General features: G+C 51.3%; 23 protein-coding genes. 8 read left to right on the top strand and 15 right to left on the bottom strand.

Translation table 11 applies throughout. The features are described 5' to 3' along the window. Position 1: 1 nt before the first annotated feature. The 4 genes from E3E32_RS07575 to E3E32_RS07590 are packed head-to-tail and all read right to left on the bottom strand — an operon-like array spanning position 2 to position 5,249. Positions 2–1,069, bottom strand: a complete 1,068-nt coding sequence (locus E3E32_RS07575) for a type II secretion system F family protein (RefSeq protein WP_167731225.1) — start codon at positions 1,067–1,069, stop codon at positions 2–4. Positions 1,070–1,080: 11 nt separating this feature from the next. After that, positions 1,081–2,940, bottom strand: coding sequence for a CpaF family protein (locus E3E32_RS07580; RefSeq protein WP_167731226.1), 1,860 nt, complete (start codon positions 2,938–2,940; stop codon positions 1,081–1,083). A 6-nt stretch (positions 2,941–2,946) separates the two neighbouring features. After that, a complete protein-coding gene (locus E3E32_RS07585) occupies positions 2,947–3,930 on the bottom strand; it encodes a hypothetical protein (protein WP_167731227.1) in 984 nt (327 codons plus the stop codon). An 11-nt stretch (positions 3,931–3,941) separates the two neighbouring features. Further along, positions 3,942–5,249: a DUF515 domain-containing protein gene (locus E3E32_RS07590; RefSeq protein WP_167731228.1), complete on the bottom strand. Its 1,308-nt coding sequence runs from the start codon at positions 5,247–5,249 to the stop codon at positions 3,942–3,944. A 213-nt stretch (positions 5,250–5,462) separates the two neighbouring features. Between E3E32_RS07590 and E3E32_RS07595 the strand changes: the two genes are divergently transcribed. From E3E32_RS07595 to trm14, 3 genes are read left to right on the top strand one after another with little or no spacing between them, the layout of a single operon-like run. Further along, the gene (locus E3E32_RS07595) at positions 5,463–5,795 is read left to right on the top strand and encodes a TIGR04076 family protein (RefSeq protein ID WP_167731229.1); all 333 of its coding nucleotides are present in this window, start codon (positions 5,463–5,465) and stop codon (positions 5,793–5,795) included. After that, positions 5,752–6,825, top strand: a complete 1,074-nt coding sequence (locus tag E3E32_RS07600) for a GTPase (RefSeq protein WP_167731230.1) — start codon at positions 5,752–5,754, stop codon at positions 6,823–6,825. Before E3E32_RS07595 ends, E3E32_RS07600 begins: the two co-directional genes overlap by 44 nt. A gap of 6 nt (positions 6,826–6,831) precedes the next feature. Beyond that, the gene (trm14, locus tag E3E32_RS07605; RefSeq protein ID WP_167731231.1) at positions 6,832–7,929 is read left to right on the top strand and encodes a tRNA (guanine(6)-N2)-methyltransferase; all 1,098 of its coding nucleotides are present in this window, start codon (positions 6,832–6,834) and stop codon (positions 7,927–7,929) included. A 27-nt stretch (positions 7,930–7,956) separates the two neighbouring features. On the opposite strand, the gene E3E32_RS07610 is transcribed toward trm14, so the two are convergent. The 7 genes from E3E32_RS07610 to E3E32_RS07635 form a co-directional block, all read right to left on the bottom strand. Beyond that, positions 7,957–8,475, bottom strand: a complete 519-nt coding sequence (locus E3E32_RS07610) for a cell division protein (protein WP_240910605.1) — start codon at positions 8,473–8,475, stop codon at positions 7,957–7,959. Positions 8,476–8,479: 4 nt separating this feature from the next. Continuing rightward, positions 8,480–10,192: an OPT family oligopeptide transporter gene (locus tag E3E32_RS07615; RefSeq protein ID WP_167731232.1), complete on the bottom strand. Its 1,713-nt coding sequence runs from the start codon at positions 10,190–10,192 to the stop codon at positions 8,480–8,482. Positions 10,193–10,606: 414 nt separating this feature from the next. After that, the gene (locus E3E32_RS10200; RefSeq protein WP_255453213.1) at positions 10,607–10,729 is read right to left on the bottom strand and encodes a hypothetical protein; all 123 of its coding nucleotides are present in this window, start codon (positions 10,727–10,729) and stop codon (positions 10,607–10,609) included. Between the two features lie 181 nt (positions 10,730–10,910). Next, positions 10,911–11,588, bottom strand: coding sequence for a fumarylacetoacetate hydrolase family protein (locus E3E32_RS07620; RefSeq protein ID WP_167731233.1), 678 nt, complete (start codon positions 11,586–11,588; stop codon positions 10,911–10,913). Between the two features lie 12 nt (positions 11,589–11,600). Continuing rightward, complete coding sequence (locus tag E3E32_RS07625) at positions 11,601–12,755, bottom strand: tryptophan--tRNA ligase (protein ID WP_167731234.1); 1,155 nt, start codon at positions 12,753–12,755, stop codon at positions 11,601–11,603. Positions 12,756–12,875: 120 nt separating this feature from the next. Further along, entirely contained in the window at positions 12,876–14,285 is a 1,410-nt protein-coding gene (locus E3E32_RS07630; RefSeq protein ID WP_167731235.1) for an acetate--CoA ligase family protein, read from the bottom strand. 58 nt (positions 14,286–14,343) lie between these two features. Next, positions 14,344–15,660 carry an SLC13 family permease gene (locus tag E3E32_RS07635; RefSeq protein WP_167731236.1) on the bottom strand — a complete coding sequence of 439 codons (1,317 nt, stop codon included), beginning with the start codon at positions 15,658–15,660 and terminating at the stop codon, positions 14,344–14,346. Positions 15,661–15,804: 144 nt separating this feature from the next. On the opposite strand from E3E32_RS07635, the gene E3E32_RS07640 reads away from it, so the two are divergent. The 4 genes from E3E32_RS07640 to E3E32_RS07655 all read left to right on the top strand — a co-directional run bounded on the left by E3E32_RS07640 (position 15,805) and on the right by E3E32_RS07655 (position 18,794). Further along, the gene (locus tag E3E32_RS07640; protein WP_167731237.1) at positions 15,805–16,380 is read left to right on the top strand and encodes a winged helix-turn-helix domain-containing protein; all 576 of its coding nucleotides are present in this window, start codon (positions 15,805–15,807) and stop codon (positions 16,378–16,380) included. A gap of 24 nt (positions 16,381–16,404) precedes the next feature. Next, a complete protein-coding gene (locus E3E32_RS07645; RefSeq protein WP_012572624.1) occupies positions 16,405–16,710 on the top strand; it encodes a DUF211 domain-containing protein in 306 nt (101 codons plus the stop codon). Further along, positions 16,711–17,268 carry a winged helix-turn-helix domain-containing protein gene (locus E3E32_RS07650; protein ID WP_167731238.1) on the top strand — a complete coding sequence of 186 codons (558 nt, stop codon included), beginning with the start codon at positions 16,711–16,713 and terminating at the stop codon, positions 17,266–17,268. It begins immediately after the preceding gene. Positions 17,269–17,417: 149 nt separating this feature from the next. Beyond that, positions 17,418–18,794 (top strand): alpha-amylase, encoded by a 1,377-nt coding sequence (locus tag E3E32_RS07655; RefSeq protein ID WP_167731239.1) that lies wholly within the window; start codon positions 17,418–17,420, stop codon positions 18,792–18,794. Positions 18,795–18,840: 46 nt separating this feature from the next. Here E3E32_RS07655 and E3E32_RS07660 read toward each other — a convergent pair whose 3' ends face one another. Both E3E32_RS07660 and E3E32_RS07665 read right to left on the bottom strand, forming a co-directional pair. Then, entirely contained in the window at positions 18,841–20,283 is a 1,443-nt protein-coding gene (locus tag E3E32_RS07660) for an NAD(P)H-hydrate dehydratase (protein ID WP_167731589.1), read from the bottom strand. 42 nt (positions 20,284–20,325) lie between these two features. Beyond that, positions 20,326–20,877 (bottom strand): [protein ADP-ribosylglutamate] hydrolase, encoded by a 552-nt coding sequence (locus E3E32_RS07665; RefSeq protein WP_167731590.1) that lies wholly within the window; start codon positions 20,875–20,877, stop codon positions 20,326–20,328. 138 nt (positions 20,878–21,015) lie between these two features. On the opposite strand from E3E32_RS07665, the gene E3E32_RS07670 reads away from it, so the two are divergent. Further along, on the top strand, positions 21,016–21,840 hold the full coding sequence (locus E3E32_RS07670; RefSeq protein WP_167731240.1) for a hypothetical protein: 825 nt from the start codon (positions 21,016–21,018) through the stop codon (positions 21,838–21,840). Here the strand turns inward: E3E32_RS07670 and E3E32_RS07675 are convergent. Further along, positions 21,837–23,111, bottom strand: coding sequence for an amidohydrolase family protein (locus E3E32_RS07675; RefSeq protein WP_167731241.1), 1,275 nt, complete (start codon positions 23,109–23,111; stop codon positions 21,837–21,839). The genes E3E32_RS07670 and E3E32_RS07675 overlap by 4 nt on opposite strands. A 72-nt stretch (positions 23,112–23,183) precedes the next feature. Continuing rightward, entirely contained in the window at positions 23,184–23,642 is a 459-nt protein-coding gene (locus tag E3E32_RS07680) for a thermonuclease family protein (RefSeq protein WP_167731591.1), read from the bottom strand. Positions 23,643–23,699 lie beyond the last annotated feature (57 nt).

Below are 23,699 nucleotides of genomic sequence, written 5' to 3' on the forward strand. Positions count from 1 at the left end.
TTCACCTCGGCTCTCCCTTCTTAATCATATTGACTATGATGAACGACAGCGCCGGAAATGCAAACAGCAAAATCACTGCAAGGGTCTCCGGCGGCATTATGAGCGCCTGTGCCATTACTGACCCCGCTAGGATTCCGACGACGAACATCGTTGGCATGACTATGGTTATGAACATGTAAATGAAGGCTATACCGTTGACCCTCTGAACATACTCTATCAGCTTCATCCTGTACTCAAAGGCGAAATCTTCTGCCATCTTGTAGAGGACTTCCGATAGGTTTCCACCAAACTTCACAGCTCTAAGGATCTGTTTAACAACCCTGCTCACGTTTTCTGAACCCATCTTCTCGTCGAACTTCGTTAAAGCCTCTTCAAAGGAGGAACCTGTCCTCATGTCTCTGAGTATAAGCTCAAACTCCTCAGAGATGACACCGTAATCAGCACGTGCAACTGATAGTATTGCCTCGGATATACCAACTCCCGCACTAAGGAGTGATGCCATGTGTCTAAGCGCATACGGCATCGCTCTCTCAACCTCGACGACCCTGCGTTTCCACACCATTTTAGGGTACTGCCTCATGTATATGAAGCCACCAATGAAACCAAGAATGCCAATTAGAATGGATGTATCTATTGGCATGTAAATGAGGTATGAGAAGAGGAACCCAAAAATACCCGAGAATATTGCAACACCAAGCATAAGGGCAACGTACTTATCCTTGGGCATCAAAATGCTGGCCCTGTATAGATCCTGATCGAGGCCTTTAAAGAAGCTTGTGAGCGACTCTATTGGACCTCTAAAATAGCGGAGCATTGTTTCTGCGAGCCTCTCCGAGAATGGTTTTTGGATCTCCTGTTTTCTCCATTCGAGAATTTCTTCTATTTCTTTTTCCTTGTCTACTACCTCTGTCCTTTCCTTTTCAATCTCTTTTTGAAGCTCCTTAAGGGCCCTCAACCTTTCCTGAACGCTCTTACCTTTTGGGATTCTTCTAATAGGCTTTTCAGTTACTTCAATGGTCTTTCCACCTAGTCGCTCCAAAAAGTCTGCGAACGCTTTAACGATGTCCACGATTACCACCCTTAGATCAGATTCCTAATCTGCCTGCTGGTTTCAACGCCGCTCTCAGCCTCAATCTTCTTGAATAACGCCTCTTCATCGACATAGAACTGCCTTATGTAGTATCCAACCTTCTCAATGCTCCTGATGCCCTGTTCAACCATCCAGTCAAGGATTATTTTTCTCTTTTCTTTTTCCAACTCCAGCTCTGCCATGCTCATTCCAGTGTGGTGAGCGAGTGCGTTGAGGGTCTTGCTCGGAACACCTGTAGGAACGAGCTCATCCTTGGCAGGATCATACTTGTACAACTTGTTCAGTTGAATATTTTCCCCTTCTACACCCGAAATCTCTGCTATCTCTGTTATCCTTCTGATGGTTCCCTTCTTCCTGCTGTGGAACCTGACCTGCATTATGATAATGTCGAGGGCCGGAATCATTATCTTAGGGACGTTCATCGGTGGACTCTCGAGACGGACTATAGTTTCCCTAGCAGAGTTAGCATGGATTGTGCCCATACAGCCATCGTGACCCGTGTTCATTGCAGTGAACATTGTTCTTGCCTCTGGGCCACGAACCTCACCAACGATGATTCTATCAGGACGCATACGCAGGGTGTTCTTAACGAGATCATCCATGGTTATTTCTCCCTTACCTTCAAGGTTAGGGGGCCTCGTTTCAAGACGCACCCAGTGTTCAACTGGAAGCTGGAGTTCCGCGGTATCCTCAATAGTGATGACACGCTCGCTCGGGGGGATGAACATTCCAATGGCGTTCAGGGTAGTGGTCTTACCCGAGCCAGTTCCACCGGCGACGAGTACGTTGGCCGGCTTGACTCCAAGACCATCAACGAATATCCACAGCAGAGATGCTATGTCAGTGCTCATAGTTCCGTACTTGATGAGGTCTATAATCGTGAGCGGATCTTTCTTAAACTTACGGATGGTTACGGTGGGTCCATCAAGACTTATCGGAGGTATGGTGGCGTTCACACGGCTTCCATCAGGCAAACGGGCATCGAGAAGAGGACTTTGCTGGTCTATCCTCCTGCCGACCTCTCTAGCTATGCGCTCGATTATGTTGAGTATCTCCCTGTCTTCGGGGAAAATTATGTTAGTCTTACACATATTAAAGCGCCGATGCCAGACATAAACGGGTCTTTTGGTTCCGATTACCATAATCTCCTCAAGGTTGTCGTCGCGGACGAGCGGGTCGAGTTTACCGTAGCCTATCATTGACTGGACGATCATCTCCGTGAGTATCTCTATCCTACCCTCCGAGAAGTGTGGTGCATCCTCCTTTATCATCTTTCTAATGGCGTTCATGAACACCCGCCGGCGCTCTTCGGGGTCTGGAAATGCCGTAGGATCTATCTGAAGCTCTGTTATTGCCCTCTCCTTGATCCTCCTAAAGAGCTCCTCCTCATCGCGAGTGAGTTTGGGAAGACGAATCTCATATATCGGAACTGGCTCTCCCTTAACCTTGAGAATACGGACGTTGCCATAGGCATCGAGGACCTCAGCCCTTCCAGCATAGGTTGTCTCCTCTTTACTGGCGGATGAGCCAAGTATGTCCTGAAGTGTTGAAGGAGGCTTGGGTTTTGGCTTTTCAACAGGTGTGGGTTTTTTCTCCGGGGTATCCTTGGTGAGTATTTCCTCAAGGATATCAGCGCCAGTTGGTCTGCTCTTCAGGGTATCCTCGGAAGAAGGCTTGCTAAGAATTTCCTCTAGATCAATGCCACCTTTCTCATCCACAAAAGGAAGCGACTCCTCTTTTTCTTTTTTCTTTTCATCCCTGAGCATGCTCTCAAGGAGATCATCCTCTCCGTTAAGTATCTCATCTATCCATGAGAGGCCTTCCTTCTTCTTTTTCTTCTCATCCAACACCAACTCTCACCGCCCCTCTTTCGTCCAGCTAACGTGATAGGTTATATCCACACTTCTCCCCATGAAGATTATCCAGACCGGGAAGTCGAATCCCGCCTGCTGCGGGGGAGTGATTTCAGGTGTTCCTACTGAGATACCACTTATCAGCGTGTTCGAGAGCTGGAACATTCCCGGGAGGGATGGAGCCGGTTGCGGCTGAGGAGTCTTCTGCGGTGAGGTGAGACCTTTGTATCTCCAGACGAAGTCCTCCATGTACTCTTTGTAGGTCATGGTATAGTTAGGTACGAAGTCGTAGGTCTTGGCACCATCGAAGATGACAGGTATCGATGCTGCGAAGAACGTGTTGAAAAGTCCGCCTTCGTTGGGAACGTTAGTGAGGCGGAAGGTGACCGTTCCGTCGTACTTAAGGATTTTAATGTGACCATCAACTATTGGAAACATACTTTTCAGATATACGACCTTGGGAGTGTTTATGAGCTGTGGGTATATAACACCACAGCTTATTACTGAGATATCATCAAGATCCCCTATAACGCCACTAACCTGACTTCCATTGTACTCAACAGAAGTTATCTTAGCCTGATCACCACAGACAGTTTGATAATTCACGGTTGGGACGATGTAGGAGTAGTGGGAGGTTATCCTGAAGTTCACAACAACCGTTTCATAGGGCATTATCCAAAAGCCAGTGTAATAGTTGAGGGTCGTCCTCTGGATGTTTGAGAGGTTATGAATTACACTATCCCCAAGGAAAAATGCCTTCATCGCCTCACTATTGTCGAGCCTGTAAACTGTGAAGTCATAGCGCGGATTGACCACTATAAACTTCGGGAAGGGGGCTGTGTTGACTATGGTGACATTTAGGTCTATCATTACCTGTCCCATTATACCGATGTTGTTGTAGGTGTCCCCGGGAAGAGTGTAGGTCGCTGCACTAACTAGAGACGAAGCTAACAAAAGAATAAAGAGAGATGCTGCAAGGCGCTTCATGGTTAATCACCTCAGCTCGCAACCTTCGCTATGTAAAGGTACTGCTGGTTGGAGAGTATGTCTGGTACGAAGATCGACGGAACTCTAACGATGACGAGGAACTGGGTGTTCGGATCGAGCACGAGCATGCCCGACTCCTTCTCCAGGTCGACTATCTCCCATCCGTATGCCCGGAGCTGCTCTTTAACATCCTCGCTGGCCTGTATCTTTCCAGCCGCTATTGCCTTGAGTATCTCAGTGAGATCGACGGTGTAGGTGTAGCTCGCCGAGGCGCTCTGGGTGGCCGTCTGGGTGTTCGTGTAGATATCGCTGATGGCCTGGCCGTTGGTTATTGAAGTGTCTCCTGGCGTGTATGTGGTCGTGTGATCCTCGGTGTACTGGGTTGAAGAGGAGCTGCTTGAAGAGCTGGTCTGGCTCTGGGCCTCGTTGACCGATATGGTTCCGACCTCAGTCGGTAGGAGGACGAGCTGGACGTAACCCTCGTTCACTATCTCCTTGAACTGGGCGTTGGTGGCGTTCTTGGCGAATATCATTATCTTATCTCCCGGAGCAAGGAAGGCGCCGTTTATCTTGTCCCTCGAGAGGACGAGGGCAATATCAACAAACTCAACCTTGTAAATCCTGTACTGGATGAGCTCCCTGTAATCCATTATTCCCCCGAGAATGGACTTAGCCTCAGTCTTTGTGACGATTCTCTTGAGGTCACCCTTCTGCAGTATAACGTTCTGAGTTGGTATAGTGTCGATGAGGTAGTAGTAATAGTCCCTCCAGAGCTCGAGAAGGTACGGCGATGTTGTGATAGAGTTGACTTCCTCTATCGTGGTTGCGCTCGCAACCTGATCTTCAAGACTCTTCATGGAGTCAATAACATTCCTTTTGAGGTCGTCGGGCAGAGGCATCGAGAGAAGCGGCTGGAACTCCATCTCTATGCTCTTTATCTTTTCCTGTTTGGTCTGGTTAAGCTGCCTCTCGTATTCGAGACGCTTCTGCTCTGCAATGTATGCCTGATACTCCTGCCAAGCCTTTGCATAGGCAGCCTTAACGTCTATTGCGTTGACTTCATCAACGGACTGAGCAGAGTTGATCTCGTTTATGAGCTCTTGCTTAGTATGCTGACCAATGGTACTGTTCATTATCTCTCCTTGGAAGTACTGGTTTACCTCGGCCAGCTTTTTGGCCTTAGCCTGCGATAGCTGCTCTGCTGCACGATTTTGGAGATAGACATATGCTCCAACAGAGATTACAAGAATGATAACGATGAGAATCGCAGCACCAGTAAGAATTCTCTTCCGTCTCTCCCTTTCCCTAATGCTCCCCACTGAACGGGGTTTTTTAGGGGTTTTTTGACTGGGGGTTTGGCCATTTTAGGAACATCAGGTTCCGCACTGGCCTTACCTAGTTCCCTCAAACGGCGAATCTTCGCCTCGATATCTTCGGACACGTTGAGCACCACCATCAACTGTTATCATAATCAGCTTCTCATATCAAATAGTTTTTTGAACCTCAAGCTTTATTTAGATTTCGGTGGTGGTATGGAGCGGTTAGAGATTCGAGTAGTGGAAATTCGGGGAAAATGTCCCGTTTTTCGTTCCGGGGACAAAATCGTGATTGACGGCCCAACCATCAACCTAGAGGAGACAGACGCACTGTGCACCCATGCTCTTGCCTCGCTACTGCCGTACATAGTTGCACTGCGAAAGGGTATTAAGCCAAAAGAACTTGGGCTTGGTAGGGGAGAAAAAGCCTATGTGCAGTGCCTTGATCCTGGACCGCCCTACACAGATGGAGGGACAGTAATCTTTGAGATAACGGTGGTGCGAGATGAAGCAGAGAAAAGCTTGGCGGGTTGTGAGAGAGGTAATTGACGAGGCCGATATCATCGTCGAGGTAGTTGACGCGCGAGACCCTATAGGAACGAGGAACAGAAATCTAGAGAGACTCGTTAAGGAGGAGGGAAAGCCGCTCCTTATAGTCATGAACAAGGCCGACCTCGTGCCCAAGGAGTGGGCCGAGGAGTATAAGAGAAAGAGCGAAATTCCGGTCGTTTTTATCTCCGCCCGCGAGAGGAAGGGAACTGGAATTTTAAGGAGGGAAATCAAAAAGCTCGCAAAGGGCCTGCTGGACGAGCAGGATAAAGTCAAGGTGGCCCTCATAGGCTATCCCAACGTCGGCAAGAGCACGATAATCAACACGCTGAAGGGCAAGAAGGCTGTAGGAACAGCCCCTATTCCCGGTTACACAAAGGGGAAGCAGCTCATAAGGCTGAGCAAAAAGATATGGCTCCTCGACAGTCCCGGAGTTGTTCCCATAGATGACTTCGACGAGCTAGTCATCAAAGGAGGTTTTCCTGCAGACAAGATAGAGGAGCCAGTTAAGCCGGCACTGAAACTCATCGGCAGAATCCTGGAGACGAGAAAGGAGGCGCTAACGGAGAAGTTTGGCATTGAAAACTTTTCCAGCGAAGAAGATATCCTTAGGGAGATAGGAAAGCGCAAGGGCATAATCAGGAAGGGCGGTGAGGTTGACCTTGAGGAAACGGCTCGCTGGCTCCTCCGCGAGTGGCAGACCGGAAGGTTCACCCTCTTTGGAAAGGAGAAAGAGAAAGGCCAAGAGTTCGTCTGGGACTTCGAGGATGTTCTTGATGGCATCGAGAAGGATTTGCTCCTCGACCCAAGGAGGATACTCTGGAAATACGGCGAAGAGCTGAGGGAAAAGCTTGACAACACGAAGCGGGTTGGAATAAGGGAAATTGAGGGGTTCACCGTCGGCATCGCGACGGGCTTCAAGAAGTGCGACGGCGGAATAAAGCTCCTCGAAAAGCTCACCGGAAAGCACGCCCTTGCGAGTGAGTGCTTTGGGAAGAAGTGGAAGGGTGTCGTTGCGATAATGGAGTGATGAAGGATGAGACTGCTACTCACGACTTCTCAGGGAATCGAAGATTTAGCAAAGGCCGAGGTAGAGAGCCTTCTCAGCCAGCTTGGAGTTCCGTTTCGGGTGGAGGAAAAGCCGCTGGGTGTAGAGGGTAGAGTCCTGGCCGAAGTGGGCGAGGCTTTTTACACCGACGAGAAGGGCAGAAAGAGGGAGCTGAGCGTTGCGACATATTTAAACGAACGCTCAAGACTGCTCCACCGCGTCATAGTTGAGATAGCGAGCGAGAGGTTCGAGGGAATAAGTGAGGACGAATCAGAGAGGGCGTTGAAGAGAATAGAAGACTTCGTGGCTTCCCTTCCAGTGGAAAAATACATCAAGGTCAGTGAGAGCTTCGCGGTTCGCTCCTTCAGGAAAGGAGAACACAAGATAACCAGTGTTGATATAGCAAAAACCGTCGGAAAGGCAATTTTTGACAGGTTGAGCAGATACGGGACTCCAAAGGTTAACCTCGACCATCCAGCGGTTATCTTCCGAGCGGAGCTGATTGGTGACGTATTCTTCCTCGGGATAGACACCACTGGTGATTCTTCCCTCCACAAGCGGCCTTGGAGAGTCTACGACCATCCAGCACACCTCAAGGCTAGCATAGCCAACGCACTCATAGAGCTGGTCAAGCCAGACGGTGGGCCCTTCATCGACCCCTTCTGCGGAAGTGGGACGATTCCGATAGAGCTGGCTTTGGGAGGCTACGGAGGCAAAATAATTGGCCTTGAGAAGTACAGAAAGCACCTCCGTGGGGCCGAGATGAACGCCCTGGCCGCTGGAGTTTATGACAGGATAGACTTTATACTCGGCGATGCGACGAAGCTGAGCGAATACGTTGAGAGCGTTGACTTCGCGGTGAGCAACTTGCCCTACGGCCTCAAAATCGGGAGGAAGAGCATGATACCAAAGCTCTACATGGAGTTCTTTGCTGAGCTGGCCAAGGTTCTTGAAAAGCGCGGCGTTTTCATAACGACGGAGAAGAGGGCCATAGAAAAGGCGATAGGGGAGAACGGCTTCAAGATTGCCCACCACAGGCTCATCGGGCACGGTGGATTAATGGTTCACACCTACGTTGTTGAATAGCGCAACAACAAGAAGAAAAGAAGGGAATCAGACCCTCAGGCTCTTGATGGCCTGGAGGGTCTCCTTCAGATCCTCGTAGCCAAAGCGCAGGTACTTTCTTCCCTCTTCCTCATAGCCGTCGGCGAAGGCACTCCAGGCTCTGTTAAGGGCCCTCTCGCCCCTGCTGAAGACCGTCATTATGGTTCCATAGGTCATGAGGCCTTCTATCCTGAGGGGCTGGGCCTTCTCCGCGAACTCTTCGAGCTCCTCCAGTACGGCGGTGAGTTCACTGAGAACCTTATCCCTCGGGGCGTCCATTATGGCCTCGAGCCTTGAGAGACTCTCGGTGAGGAGCCTTTCAAGCTCCTTGACGCCGCCGGTTCCGCTCTGGGCAGCTCTGTGGAGCTCCTCTTTGGCACCCTGCCTTCTCAGGACTATGCCAACGGCCATGACGCCGAGCGAAACCGCCAGGCCACTCCACATTGGCGGTATCCTGGCAGCCGTGATAGCTCCCCCAACGAGACCAATGGTGAGTATGACGTTGCCTATGAGCTTCTTCATTTCCATCACCTCATGGGTGAAGGACTCCCAGCACGGTGAGGACCGCGAACAGGAGGGTCATCGCGGCCTCTCCCACCATCAGACCAGCCGCCACTGGGAGGACCTTCTCCGTAATGAACTCGTGTCCCTTCTTCCTCTTGGCGACCTCGTGGACGATACAGCCTATTCCGTAGGGAATGATGTAGAGCATCGGCAGGTACATCGAGAGTCCAACGAGGACTCCAAGTCCTGGAATGCCGCTCATCGAAAGGGCGAAGCCGAGGATTCCACCGGCGATGAACTTGTCCACCGGAACGTTTCCTCCGAGGATGGCCTCGACCATCGACTTGAGGGCCATTGCCTGCGGCGCCGGAACCATCTCGTTTCCTATTCCGTAGGCCTTCCAGATGAGACCGACGACGGTCAGGGCTATTATCGGCCCTATCCAGGCGGTGAGGAGCTCGACCTTCTGCTGCTTTGATGGAATGCCTCCGACGAGGTGGCCCGTCTTGAGGTCCTGCATCATATCGGCCGCTCCAGAGATAGCGACTCCGACGGTGGCGCCAAGGAGTATCGTGAGCGGGACGTTCTTGCCGGTCAGGTAGAGGAGTATCATGACCGAGACGAGTGAGAGACCTGAGACTGGGCTCCAGTCGGTCATTCCAGTGGACATTGCAACGAGGAGCGAGGCGACGAAAATCCACGCGACGCCGACAAGGGCCGTGAGCAGGCTCCTGCCCAGGCCGAGGTCTCCAAGCTGGTAGGTTGTCACCAGCAGGAGGAGGAACGCCAGGGCGATTCCAGCGTAGAGGTAGCTTATCGGTAGCTCCTCGTTCCTAGCCCTTGAGCCCAGCTTACTGGCTCCAGCAATGCTCTTGATGGCGACGATGATAACTGGGAGCGAGAGTATGAGGCCAGCTATCGAGCCTCCAAGGAGCATTCCGATACCGAGGGGCCTTGTCATGTTGGCGTAGACGAAGGAGCTTATCGCACCGTCGGTGACATCACTCGGAAGCCATCCAAGGGCCTTGACGAGTGGGGTGATGATGTAGTACGAGAGCACTCCACCGGCAAGGACTATGAGACCGTTCCTTCCGGTTATGAGTCCCATTCCGAAGACCATGAGAGAGAGCGCTATCGTGAGGTTGACCCAAGAGGGCAGGTGGAGGACAGAGCCGAGGTCAACGTACTCCGGGATTATCTCCGGAAGGCCGAGGATGGGGAACTGCTGGACGAGATAGACTCCGGCACTGACTATCATTCCAAGGAAGAGCAACCTGGCCTTCTCGATTCCGCTTCCTGGGGTCTTGAGAACGGTAGCGACTGCAGTTCCCGTCGGGAACCTGAGGCGGTCTATCTCAATCATCTGCTTCCTCAGGGGGATTATGAAGGTGATTCCCAGTATGGCTCCAGCAGCCGTCGCGATGAAGAAGTAGGGCATGTTGATTTCCTCGTTGAGACCCATTATGTAGAGCGCCGGTATGGTGAATATGACTCCGGAAACCGAGATGTTGACTGCAGAGGCTATTGTCTGGACGATGTTGTTCTCGACGATGGTTCCCTTCTTGAGCAGTCCCCTAAGGATTCCCCAGCCGACTATAGCGGCTATTGCAGAACCGCCGGAGGTGAATCCCATAATCATCCCGGCGTAGGTGAAGCTCGCAGCCATGAAGGCGCCCCAGATTACACCGAGTATTATTGCAGCGGGAGTGACTTCGCGATAGGTTCCCTTTTCTCCACTCATTTCCCAACCTCCTGCACAATTATGAACATTCATGTCCACATAGGTGTTGGAAGTTTAGGGCATAGGTATTGCTTTTTTTTGAAATATAAAGTTTGTTAGAACGCTAAAATTCAAGAACGAGAATTTAAAACCAATAAACAGCCAAATTAAGCCTTTATGGCAGTTTTTGATATTTCATGAATAAGAATTCATCAACAGCATGTTCAAATAGACACCAGCGCACATTACGTCATTACAGTATCGAAGAGTCTTTGAGGACAGATGGAACAAAACGAACGATGACCCGTCGGAGAAGAGGACTCAAAGCAACTTAGAAGAAATTCAAAAGAAAACGAATGAAAGTCGACTTATTAACCCCTCAGTGTCATACTTAAAACGGCTTTTTTTGTCGTTCGGGTTGTGTATGATGAGCTTTCACTTTCCTTTGGGCAGCTCAATCACCGTGTCTATGTGCTGGATTTCTCCAAAGTCCTTCAAAACTTCGCCGTCGTTTGATACTATCTTCACATCTACCGGAATGTCGGAGTCAATCTTCACCGTTAGGTTAGAGGGGCCGGCAAAAACTTACTCCAGAGTTTCTCCAGAACCCAAGAACTTCGTCTTGCTGTAAACGAACTTGGTCTCAACGCAGCCAGCAGAGAGAACCAAGAACCCAACGAGGAAAATAGCAAGGCACTTCATCCACACAACCGGAAAGAGTTATGAAAGAAAAAGTTTCTCAGCAAAGTATCGAGTCCTCCGCTATGACGTCCTCTTCGAGCGTTCCTATCCCCTCGATCCAGGCCTCTATTCTGTCGCCGTGTCTGAGCGGGCCAACGCCGGCGGGCGTTCCAGTGGCTATTATATCGCCAGGCTCAAGGGTCATCACGCTTGAGATGTACTCTATCAGCTCGGGAACTTTAAAGACCATTTCGCTCGTTCTGCCGAGCTGTCTGAGCTGGCCGTTTACTTTCAGACCTATTTCGAGGTCGCTGATGTCGAGTTCCCTTTTATCAATGACCCTCGGGCCTACGGGGGCGAAAGTGTCGAATCCCTTGGCTATCGCCCATGGCATGCCGCTTTTCCTTGCTTCCGCCTGCAAATCTCTCGCCGTAATGTCGAGCAGTATTGTGTAACCGAGGACGTAGTCCATCACCTTCTTCGCAGGGACGTTCCTCGCGCGCTTGCCGATTATCACAGCAAGCTCGACCTCGTGGTCAACGCGCTTGCTCATCCGTGGAAGGACTATCGTTGAGTTGGGACCGATTAGAGCCGAGGGCGGCTTTAGGAAGAAGACTGGCCTTTCGGGGACGTCGCTCTCCATCTCCTTTGCGTGCTCCGCGTAGTTCTTGGCGAGCGCTATTATCTTGGTCGGCCTGATCTCGTAATAGGTGTCACGGAAAGGGAGACGGAGCAAGGGCGCACCCCCTCAGCCCTTCAGCGCCTCCGGAACGGCTTTATCCCACTGCTCTCTAGCGAGCTCACCGGTGTACTTGAATTTCTCAACCTTCTTCTCGGCTTCCTTACGCTTCTTCTGGTGGTCGATGAGGAACTCCTGCACCTTCTTGATGAGGTAGCGCTTGCACTCGCCGCAGGTCAGCTCTCCAGCCTTACAGGCGTGGTAGCGCTCCATGAGCTTCTTATCGTCCTCCTCGAAGAATATCTCCAACCACTTGAAGACGACACACTTCTCCGGGTTGCCGCCCTTCTCGCGCTGCTCCTTTAGCGTTGGCTGGCCGCCGGTCAGGGCGTACTTCCATATTTTCTTGCCAGCCTCTTCCGGATCGTCAGTCAGGTAGATGGCCGTTTCCGGCTTGCTGGCGCTCATCTTTCCTTCGAGGCCCATAAGTCCCGGCACGAACTTGCTGTGCAGAGCCGCCGTCTTGTAGTAGCCAAGACTCTCGGCAAAGTCCCTTTGCAGTCTCCAGTAGGGGTCCTGGTCTATGGCCGCTGGAATCAGACAGCGCTTCTTCTCGAAGAACGTCGGCGCAGCCTGGATAGCCGGATAGAAAATCATTCCAATCTTACTCTGTTCGGTGAAGCCGAAAACAGCTTTCGCCATCGAGAAGTTTATCTTCTTGGCTATTGGGATTGCCATCTCGTAAATCTTGGTGAACTCACTGTCCTGAAAGATGAAGGTCTTGTCCGGGTCGAAGCCGACCGCTATTATATCAAGGATGTTCTGATAGGCCCAATACTTGGTGTCCTCAAAGGTGAGCTTGTCCTTGAACAGGAACTTCTCGTCGTCGGTTATCTGGATGTAGAGGTTCACGCCGAACTTCTCCTGGAGCCATTTCGTCGCGAAGAAGGGTATGATGTGGCCTATGTGCATCGGCCCGCTCGGACCCCTCCCGGTGTAGAGGAAGAAGCCCTTTCCGCTCTCGTAGTCCTGAAGAACCTTATCGTAGTCCCTGTGGGAGAAGAAGAACCTCCTCCTGAAGTAGAGCGGTAGCTCGCTCTTGGTCAGCTGGGCGGTCTTCTCAAGCAGCTCGTCCGTCAAAGGACTCGTTCCAAACTCCTCTATCAGCTTGTTGTAGTCCACCAAACCCTCAACGTCCCAGGGGGTAACCCTAAACTCGTCCATTCAAAGCACCTCCATTTCCAGTGGAAACGAAACTCCAGACTAAGCAGGGGCAGAAGAGGAAGGCTTCACCAAGGCCAAAAACAATCACCGAGCATGGGAAGAAAAAGGAAGGAAGAGGATTTAAAGTTTTCCATTCTCCCTAAGCCACTCGCCGTATCTGACGAGGGCATAGACGGCATCGACGCCGTCCTCAACAGTCTCGTAGACCGGAACGCCTTTGAGCTCGATATTCCTTGCCATCTTGTGCGGATAGTCTCCTCCCGGGGCGACGAAGACTATAGGCTTGCCGTATTCCTGCATCTTTGCAACAGCATCAACGATTCCCTCGTCGAGAGCGGGGCTCTGGAAGAGTGCGATAACGACGAGAACGTCAACGTTCGGATCCTCAAGGGCGTAGCGCATGGCCCTCTCGTATCTGTTGGATGGGGCGTCGCCAATGACGTCTATCGGGTTCTTGTAGCTCATGTGGTGCGGGAGCTTGTCCTCCTCTATGTCCTTCCTAAAGCGCTCGTTGGTCTGCTCGGTGAGCTCGGCAAGCTCCATTCCACGCTCAAGCAGGCCATCGCTCATCATGACTCCAGCGCCACCACCGTTTGTGACTATGGCAACATGATTGCCCATTGCAGGCTTCTGCATTGCCAGAGCCTTGGCGTAGTTGAAGAGCTGGCGCATGCTCTTCGCCTCGAGAACACCGGCTTGTTTGAAAGCTGCCTGGTATATGGCGTAAGAGCCGGCAAGTGAGCCTGTGTGGCTCGCTGCCGCCTTAGCTCCGGCCTCGGTCCTCCCACTCTTGAGGATTATGACAGGCTTCTTGAGGGTGACCTCTTTAGCAGTGTTAAAGAACTTCCTTCCGTCCTTGACACCCTCGATGTAGCCGGTTATGACGCCCGTTTTCGGATCCTCACCGAGATAGGCCATGAAGTCGCTCTCGTCAAGGTCAGCCATGTTGCCGAGGCTGATGAACTTGCTCATTCCTATCTTGTGACTTGCCGCCCAATCAAGAATGGCAGCCCCAAAAGCACCACTCTGGCTCATGAAGGCTATCTTGCCAGCGGGTGGCCTAGCCTGTCTTTCTGGAGGATTGAAGTTGCAGTCAAAGCCGTTCTCAAGGTTTGTGACGCCGAGACAGTTCGGACCAACCAAGCGAATGCCCCACTTTCTGGCTCTCCTAACAATTTCCTCCTCAAGGTCTGCCCTTCCGGCTTCCTTGAAGCCAGCAGAAATGACGACTGCGCCCTTAACACCCTTCTCGCCACACTCATCGATAACATCAGGAACAAACTTGGCCGGAACGGCGATAACTGCCACATCAATCTCATCGGAAATTTCCTTAATGCTCCTATAAACTGGGAACTTCTTTCCATTGACCTCTATTTCGCCACCCTTGACGTTGACAGCGTAGACCTTACCCTCATACTTGAGCGTTATCGAGCGCATTATCGCGTTTCCAACCTTTCCTGGAACATTTGAAGCGCCTATGACAGCCACGCTTTTCGGATAAAACATGAAGTCCAGTTTTGGTGCCCCCATCTCGTTCACCTCCGAAATTTTTTCGGTCAGTTCTATTTAAGTTTTCCCTCCCTAAAAATCAAAATGGATAGAGGAGGATTATCAGGAGGTAGAGCGCTATGAAGAGGGGAATTTCTATTATTGCTCCCGCCCTTATGTAGTCCATGAAGCTATATTCCCCAGGACCGAAGACTATTGTGTTGGGTGGCGTTGAAACCGGCGTCCAGAACCCTATTGATGAGGTCATCGCTATCGCCATTAGGAGCGGATAGGGGCTTATACCAGCAGACTGGGAAATGCTCACAGCTAAAGGTGATAGTATGGCTGTTGTAGCCGTGTGAGACATGCTGTTGCCGAGAAGGAAGGCTATAACCATTATCGCCAGCAGGAGAATATAAGGAGAGTGAATATAGCCGGTGACGGCCTTTCCTACCATCTCCGCTGCCCCAGTTACTTCCATCGCCTTACTCAGCGGGAGCATTCCAGCGAAGAGGAAGACAGTTGTCCAACTGACGGAGTTGAAGGCCTCTTTAGCAGAGATTATACCAAAGGCCACCATGAGGACGGCCCCAAGTGCTGCAGCCGTCTGATACGGAAGGAGCTTGAGCATCATGGCGAGTATGGTCAGTACGAAGATGACTATCGCCAGCCACATTCTGTCATCCTGGACCTCTTCGAGTTCTGAGATAGCCCTCCCACTGAATGACGCTTCTGAACTCGGCAGAAACATCCTTCCAACTGTTACCGCCAGGGCTATACCGAGTATCGTCAGAGGAAGTCCTATTTTTCCAAACTCAAAGAAGCCAAAAGGCTGAAGGCTCATTTCTTCTAAAACGCTATTGACTATTCCGTTGGGTGGTGTTCCAATGACCGTGAGAGTTCCGCCGAGCGAAGCAGCCCAGGCCAGCGGAAGAAGCATTCGCTTGGGACTTATTCCAGCCGAGCGAGAGGCAGCAACGACAATTGGCAGTAAGGCGACAGTGGTTGCGGTGTTGCTGAGAAAACCGCTGAGGATTGCCGTAACTATCATAATGAAGAGCATAAGACGAACCTCGCTCGCCCCGGAGATTCTGACGACGAGCTCACCGATTTTTTGAGCCGCGCCCGTCCTAAAGAGGCCTTCCCCTACCATGAACATGAAGAGGAACACTATGACCCACTTGTAACCGAAATAGGAGAAGGCCGTATTTGCGTCAAGAATTCCTGTTACGGAGAGCACCACGGGGACGAGGACGGCGGTAAATGCAATAGGGATTATCTCAGTGAAGAACAGAACGAAAGCCACACCAAGTAGAAGGAGAGACATTTGAGCAGACGTTAAAACCTTCGAGAGAACGTAAAAACCCAAAACAACCGCCGAAATTATGATCCCATGGACAAGTTCTTTGCGCTCCATGCCACTCACCCATTGGATATTTTATCCGCAAATCTTATCAAGTGGAGGGCAGCCTTGACATATATAAACCTACCGCCGAAAGCAAAAGGGTTATATGCCATAACGTTCAAAGAACCGTTAGAACGTTTAAATTGGGTGGGAGCGATGGCAAAGATTAAGGTCATAACTGACCCAGAGATAATAAAACTGATGCTCGAAGACACGAGGAGGAAGATACTTCAGCTACTCCGCAACAAGGAGATGACAATTTCCCAGCTCAGCGAGATTCTCGGTAAGACGCCACAGACAATATACCACCACATAGAGAAGCTCAAGGAGGCCGGTCTCGTTGAGGTCAAGAGGACGGAGATGAAAGGCAACCTCGTCGAGAAGTACTATGGAAGAACGGCGGATGCCTTTTACATCAACCTCTATCTCGGCGATGAAGAGCTCCGCTACCTTGCCCGCTCGAGGCTCAAGACCAAACTCGAGATATTCAAGGCCCTGGGATATGAATTCGACGACGATGAGCTCCTCGACGTGATGGACCACATCCTCGAGAAGGAGCACGAATACAAGACGGAGATATCCAAGGAGATAGAGGTAAACGAGGAGAAGCTTAAGGACTTCTCCAACGAGGACATAATCCACGCCATAGAATGGCTGGCAATGGCCAAGATGGGTCGCGATGAGGAAGCGATGGAGCTCCTCCGGAAGCTCGGGAAAATACTTAAAAAGTGAGGGTGAAAGGGGAAGCGATGGACTATGGCAAAGGGGATAAGGCTTCTAGTTCTAGACGTGCTTAAGCCGCACCAGCCGATAGTGACAGAGCTGGCTTTGGGACTGAGCGAGCTCGAGGGGGTAGATGGAGTTAACATAACCCTCGTAGAGATAGATAAGGAGACGGAGAACGTCAAGATAACCATGGTCGGAGACAATCTGGATTACGAAGAGATAGTCAGGACTATCGAGGAGTTCGGCGGAGTTGTTCACAGCATCGATATGGTCGCAGCCGGGAAGAAAATCGTTGAGGAAGGAGAAACCCCCCAAGACAAGTTGGAGGAGTACTGAGTGAAAGGAGTTTTGATCATAACAGAACCCGAGAAAGTAAAAGTCCTATCGGAGGAGACACGATTCAAAATCCTCCAATTACTCAGAGAGCGCCCAATGACAATTATCGAGCTTAGCAGCGCACTTGGAAAGGACAGAACAACCGTCTATCGACACGTGAAGATGCTCGAGAACGCGGGACTCATCAAGGAGCTCGACAATGACGGTAACGAGAGGATATACACCAGGACAGCGAGGCTCTTCCTCATAAAAGCAGACCCTGACGAGGTCATAGAAGAGTTCAGACAGGCCTATCTCCAGGTAGAGGCTGAAAAGCTCATCCAAATCCTTGAAAAAGCAGGCGCCAAAATAAAAGACCGAGAAAAACTAAAGCATCTCACCAAGACAGTGCTCAACGAAATTGAACTCAACTCCCAGCCTATACTCAAGAGAATATCCCAAGCCAAAGTGGATCTGACGGAGGTAGAGCTCTTCCACCTTCTCAACATGCTCGTTTTCCTTCAGAGCTGCGAGCTCTGCGAGAAAGCCAAAGAAGTAAAGAAGCTCGTGGAATTCTGAGGCTTCTTTTTATCATTCCTGATAAAACATGAAGTTTCATTTTCATCGCCCAGTGGATGAACGATTAGGTTCTCCAATGCACATTGGCGGCAAAGTTTAAATATTTCACCATCGGTGATATATTGTGAGCAGCTTACCCGGGTGGTAACATGGCCAGAAAAGCAGCCGTTGCAGTTTTGATAGCCCTTCTGATTTCCATGAGCCTGTTTGCAGTTCCAGCTAGGGCGGAAACACTGGAAAACGGCGGAGTCATAATGCAGGCCTTCTACTGGGATGTGCCAATGGGTGGAATTTGGTGGGATACAATAAGGGCTAAGGTGCCGGAGTGGTCACAAGCGGGCATAGCCGCAATATGGCTACCGCCGGCGAGTAAAGGCATGAGCGGCAACTACTCCATGGGCTACGATCCATACGACTACTTCGACCTCGGCGAGTATGACCAGAAGGGAACGGTAGAAACGAGGTTCGGCTCAAAGGACGAGCTCATAGCCCTAATCAACACGGCACACGCCTACAACATGAAGGTGATAGCGGACATAGTCATAAACCACAGGGCGGGCGGCGATTTAGAGTGGAACCCCTTCGTCAACGACTACACCTGGACGGACTTTTCTGGTGTTGCCTCAGGCAAATACACCGCCTGCTACCTCGACTTCCATCCCAACGACGTCAGCTACGCAGATGAAGGCACCTTTGGAGGTTTCCCCGACATAGACCACGACAAAGAGTGGAACCAGTACTGGCTGTGGAAGAGCAACGAGAGCTACGCTGCTTACCTCAGGAGCATTGGAATTGATGCCTGGCGCTTCGACTACGTCAAGGGCTACCCTGCGTGGGTGGTTAACTCGTGGCTGAGCTACTGGGGAGGCTGGGCCGTTGGAGAGTACTGGGACACCAACGTCGACGCCCTTCTCAACTGGGCCTACGCGAGCGGCGCCAAGGTCTTCGACTTCCCGCTTTACTATAAGATGGACGAGGCCTTTGACAATACTAACATCCCGGCTCTCGTCGATGCACTCCAGAACGGTGGAACTGTTGTCTCTCGCGACCCCTTCAAGGCTGTAACCTTCGTGGCCAACCACGACACTGACATAATCTGGAACAAGTATCCGGCATACGCTTTCATCCTCACCTACGAGGGTCAGCCCATGATATTCTACCGCGACTACGAGGAGTGGCTCAACAAGGACAAGCTGATAAACCTCATTTGGATACACGACCACCTCGCAGGAGGGAGCACAACTATAGTCTACTACGACAGCGACGAGCTCATCTTCGTTAGAAACGGTTACGGCGACAAGCCAGGATTGATAACATACATCAACCTAGGAAGCAGCTGGGCAGGCAGGTGGGTATATGTGCCCAAGTTCGCGGGCTCATGCATCCACGAGTACACAGGCAATCTGGACGGCTGGGTGGACAAATGGGTGGACTACAGCGGATGGGTTTACCTCGAGGCACCGCCGCACGACCCTGCCAACGGTTATTACGGCTACTCCGTCTGGAGCTACTGTGGTGTTGGCTGAAGTCTTTCTTTTTATACCCATTTCTCGGCAAAAAAGGAGAAGGAGCTCAGAACTCCACCACCCACCTGACCGCGTGCGGGACTTTTTTCGCAACCTCCAGTGCAGTGAAGTTCTCGCCGAGCTCTTCCTTCACCATATCCCCAGCGAGGCCGTTGAGGAAGGCGCCAACGGAAGCGGCCCTTAGCGGCTCGTTGCCCAGAGCCAGCAGGGCCCCAACGAGGCCAGCCAACACATCTCCAGTTCCTCCGGTGGTCATTCCCCTGTTGCCGGTTCTGTTGTACTTCCAGGTTTTTCCGTCACTTATGACGTCGTAAGTACCCTTGAGCAGGATAACGCCGCCAATTTCCCTTGCCTTTGTCCTCACGAGCTCTGCTTTTTCCTGGAAGGAACCCTCGGGCTTGACGCCAAAGAGGACCTTGAACTCGCCACCGTGGGGAGTTAGGACAAAGGTCTTGCCCTTGAGAACGGTCAAGTCCTCGGCTATGGCCTTTAGGCCGTCGGCGTCTATAACCAAAGACTTTTCGCAGCGCTTTACAAATTCCCTGACGAACTCCTTAGTTTCTTCCCTTAATCCTATGCCAGGCCCTATGATGACGGCATCAGCCTTTTCTGCCAGTGCCAAGACTTCTTCAAGATGCTCTTTTGTAAAGTTCTTTCCTTCGACAGGCCTCAGAATAATATCTGGGTCGGCTATGCGCCTCGCAGGATATTCCGGCATCACTAAATAAACCAAGTCCACAAGATATGCAGCAGCTTTTGCCGCCAAGTAGGGCGCGCCGAAGTAGTCCTCGCTTCCGCCGATTATTAACAGCCTTCCGTTCTGACCCTTGTGCTCGCCCTTCTTCCTTAAAGCGAACTTCGCATCACCGGGGCCAACGAGGTGGTAGAGTTCCTTGGGATAGCCTATCTTAACCACAATGCGCTCGAAGCCATCATACTCCTCCTTGTCCCACTGAAATGTTACGGCGAAGTCGGCCTTAACTTGAACCTTTGAGGGATAGCCGCTCGGCAGGTCAACGCTGACTATCTTGGCCTTTCCGGCGTATTCGTTTATCTTCTCGATGGCCGAGCGGATCGGCTCGCGCGGCTCGCCCTTTGTGCCGGCTCCAAGAAGGGCATCTACTATGACATCGAAGCCAGACAAATCGAGGGCCTTAATGTATGTCGAGTCCTTGAGGATCTTGATTCTCACGAAGTCGAGGCCCTTCAGGATTTCCCAGTTATGCTTAGCTTCCTCACTTCTAATTTTTATCTCATCGCCAACAAGAAAAACGGTTACATCGTTCTCAAAGCTCAGGTGACGGGCAACAACAAAGCCATCTCCACCGTTGTTGCCAGTTCCAGAGAAGACGGCTATCTTGAGGCCTTTCCCAAACTTTTCCTCAATCGTTCTGGCAACTCCAGCGCCAGCATTTTCCATGAGCTGGAAGGGTGAAATTCCGAGCCACTTGGCGTTGATGTCCCAGATGTAAACGTCCTCGATTCTCATGGGCACCACCAGTGGAGTAATTGAAAGCGAACGATAAAAACCTCACCCAAAGTCAAGGGCTTTCCTTGCAATCTCATAATCCCTCTCCGAATAGAGCACGAGGTAGACCTTCTCGACGCTCCTCGCTTCCCGCGAGAACTCTTCCACTGTCTCCCGGAAGGTTCTCACGACTCCCTCAAGGGGACAGCCGTAGATTCCCGCACTTATCGCCGGAAAGGCTATCGTTTTGACGCCAAGTTCCTCTGCCTTCCTCAGAGCGCCGAATATAGCCTTCCTCAGCTTTTCCTTTTTATCCTCATCCCAGCGACCGCCGCAGTAGGGGCCAACCGCGTGAATGACGTACTTAATCCCGTATCGCTCCAGCCTCAAAGCTGGTGTTACAACGACCTCGCCGTGTTCTATCCAGTCTTTTCCGAGCTGCTCCCTCATCGCTTCCTTACTTATCCGTATATACTCGCGGGCATCGCCGGCGGCCGCTTTGGCTATCGCGTAGGCGACACCGCCGCCGTGCTCCAGATACCTGTTCGCCGCGTTGACTATCGCCTCGGCCGGGAAGCGGGTGATGTCTCCACGGACGATTTCGAAGGAGAGCACCCCAATCACCGTCTTGAGAATTACTTCCACGCGATTTTAACCCTTGCGCGAGAGATTACATTCCGAGACTAAAGCATCAATACAACTAACAGCAGTAATATTTAAAAAGCCTTCTCCTTAAGCAACCCAGGTGATGGGATGAAGGCGTTCGATGCAGTGGGAGATGCCATAAACTCAACTGCAGAGAATCCCAAAATATGGAGGTATCCAGTAATAGCCTCCGGGATAGCGGCCGCACTCATTGCACTGACCGGAATAGGAGATGATGCAGCCCTCATCCAGTATGAACCGGACTTGCCGGTGGCGGCTATCGTAGCAATGATACTAATCGCGCTCTTCCTTAAGCTCACGGTGCTCTACTACCCCACCAAGGCTTTCTACTACCACAAAAAGGGCATCCCTTTCAAAGAAACTGACCTGATAAAGGAATCCATCATAGGCGGATTTATGGTGATTCTGGTGAGCATAGTCTACGGCATTGTTTTTGGAATAGTCGCCGTCATCCTGCTGCTTCCCGCGATAATAGCCCACTACGTAATACCAGGAATCATTGGGGATGTTACCACAGTTGCTCTTGCCCTCCCATCTGTTCTCTTCCTCGCAGGGGTGCTCTTCATGATGATTCCTGCGTACATCTGGACTGACGACTTCGGCGCCGGCCTTGGCGTCATCGGGATCGCGTGGGAAAACAAGAAGGAAACCACAGTCTTTGGCATGGTGATGCTGCTCGCGCTGATTGGACTGGCCGTTGCCGCCGCAGGAATTGTGGAAGTCTTCTCGTGGGTACTCGATGGGGCCGTTGGCGCCCTCATAGTGGGCCTCATAGATGGCTCAATCACAGGCCTCATGAACGTTGTTTCGAACACCGCGGGGGCAGCCATGTACAACAGGCTCTCGGTGGTGATAGAAAGAAGAGAGGCAATTCCGCCTGAGATCGACCCGGACTGGCTCGCTAGCCTTTAGGCGAGCTTTTCTATAACTTTTTCCACATCATCGAGTATCTTCTCCTCGTCGAGAGTGAAGACCTCGCGGTCGAGCATCAGGATCTTTCCGTCCACTATCGTCGTCTCGACGTCGTTGCCATTGGCGGAGTAAACCAGGTGGCTGATAACGTTATTAATCGGCCTCAGGTGAGGTTTGTCGAAGTCTATTATCGCGATGTCGGCCAAGTAGCCCTCCTTGATTATGCCCGCTTTGAGCCCTAGTGCCCTCGCACCGTTGACGGTCGCCATTCTGAAGACGGTCTCTGCATCGGCAACGGTGGGGTCGAGGTTGTGAACCTTATGGAGGAGAGCCGCAAGCTTCATCTCGTCAAGCATGTCGAGGTTGTTGTTGCTCGCTGAACCGTCAGTACCAAGGCCGACGTTAACGCCCGCATTAAGAAGCCTCTGAAGGGGCATAACGCCGCTGGCGAGCTTCATGTTGCTCGCAGGATTGTGGGCGACGGTAACGCCGTGTCTCGCCAGAATCTGTATGTCTCTGCTGTCTAGCCAGACGCCATGAGCTATTATGACATCCCTTCCAAAGAAACCGATGTCGTCAAGCAAAACCACAGGGCTCTTGCCATAGCGTTCGGAGATCTGACCTATTTCAGCCATTGTTTCGCTTACATGGATGGTTATGAGCTTGCCGTGTTCATTCGCGAGTCTTCTGACCTCTTTGAGGAGGGCTATCGAGCAGGTGTACGGGGCGTGCGGCCCGAAGACGAAGTGAACTCTATCTGAGTCAAGTCCCTCTATGAATTTCATTATCCTGAGAGCTTCATTTACCTCCTTCTCCGTCTTCTCAGGGTCGCCCAGGTCGATCATGCCGTAGCTCAGGTATCCCCTCAGACCGCTTTCGAGGGTCACCTCGGCGACCGCGTCCATGAAGAAGTACATATCTAAAAACGTCGTCGTCCCGCTTTTTATCATCTCCAGCGCGCCAAGGTAAGCGCCGACTTTGGTGTACTCCCTTGTCAGCTTAGCCTCTTTCGGCCAGATGTGGTCCTGGAGCCAGTCCATCAACGGCAGATCGTCGGCGAGGCCGCGAAAGAGCCCCATTGGAGAGTGGGTGTGCAGGTTGACGAAGCCTGGAGAAACAACTTTTCCCTTGGCGTCTATGACAGTGTCGGCGCTCTTGTTGATGTTTTTGGCAACCTCTACTATTTTATTACTCTCGATGAGGACGTCCGCTTTGATAACTTCAAGGTTCTCGCCGTAAACCACGTAGCCGTTCTTGATTAGGATGCTCATAACTACCACCCTCTTTTTTAAGAGGGGATATTTAGAAGATAAGTTAAAAAGATGTCGGGAAAGAGAGAAAAGTCAAAGGGGAACCCAGAGAGCCCATTCGTAGGGGTTGAACTCGTTATAGTGATCCCAAATGTAGGCGTAGCCGTTCTCAACCAGCCACTCATTGACGTTGAGAGCATAACCGTCGTCCCAGTAGGGAAGATAAACAACAGCGACAACACGGTCGTATGGGTCGGTTTCGTATATATCGTCGACATCGATGTAAACGTACTCTCCAAGTATCAACCTGGTAAGGGCACGCCATGCCTTTTTGCCATCGCTTGTGTAAATTTCCGGCGCGTTTATGTCCGCAAGGCGTATCTTGAACGTCTCTCCAGCATGGTAGCCACTGTAAGACTGGAACCAGATGGTATCGCCGTCAACAACATCAATCACCTTCCCATAGGCCTCAAACTCGTAGGCACTGACAAAACCAGAGACAAAAACCACCATAAGGATCACGGATGTAAGGAACAATGCACTCCGCCCCATGGGAATCACCGGAGAAAAATACAAAAGAAACATAAAAAGATTTTGCATATATGTTAA

The sequence above is a fragment of the Thermococcus sp. GR6 genome (assembly GCF_012027415.1).
Classification (GTDB): Archaea; Methanobacteriota_B; Thermococci; order Thermococcales; family Thermococcaceae; genus Thermococcus; species Thermococcus onnurineus.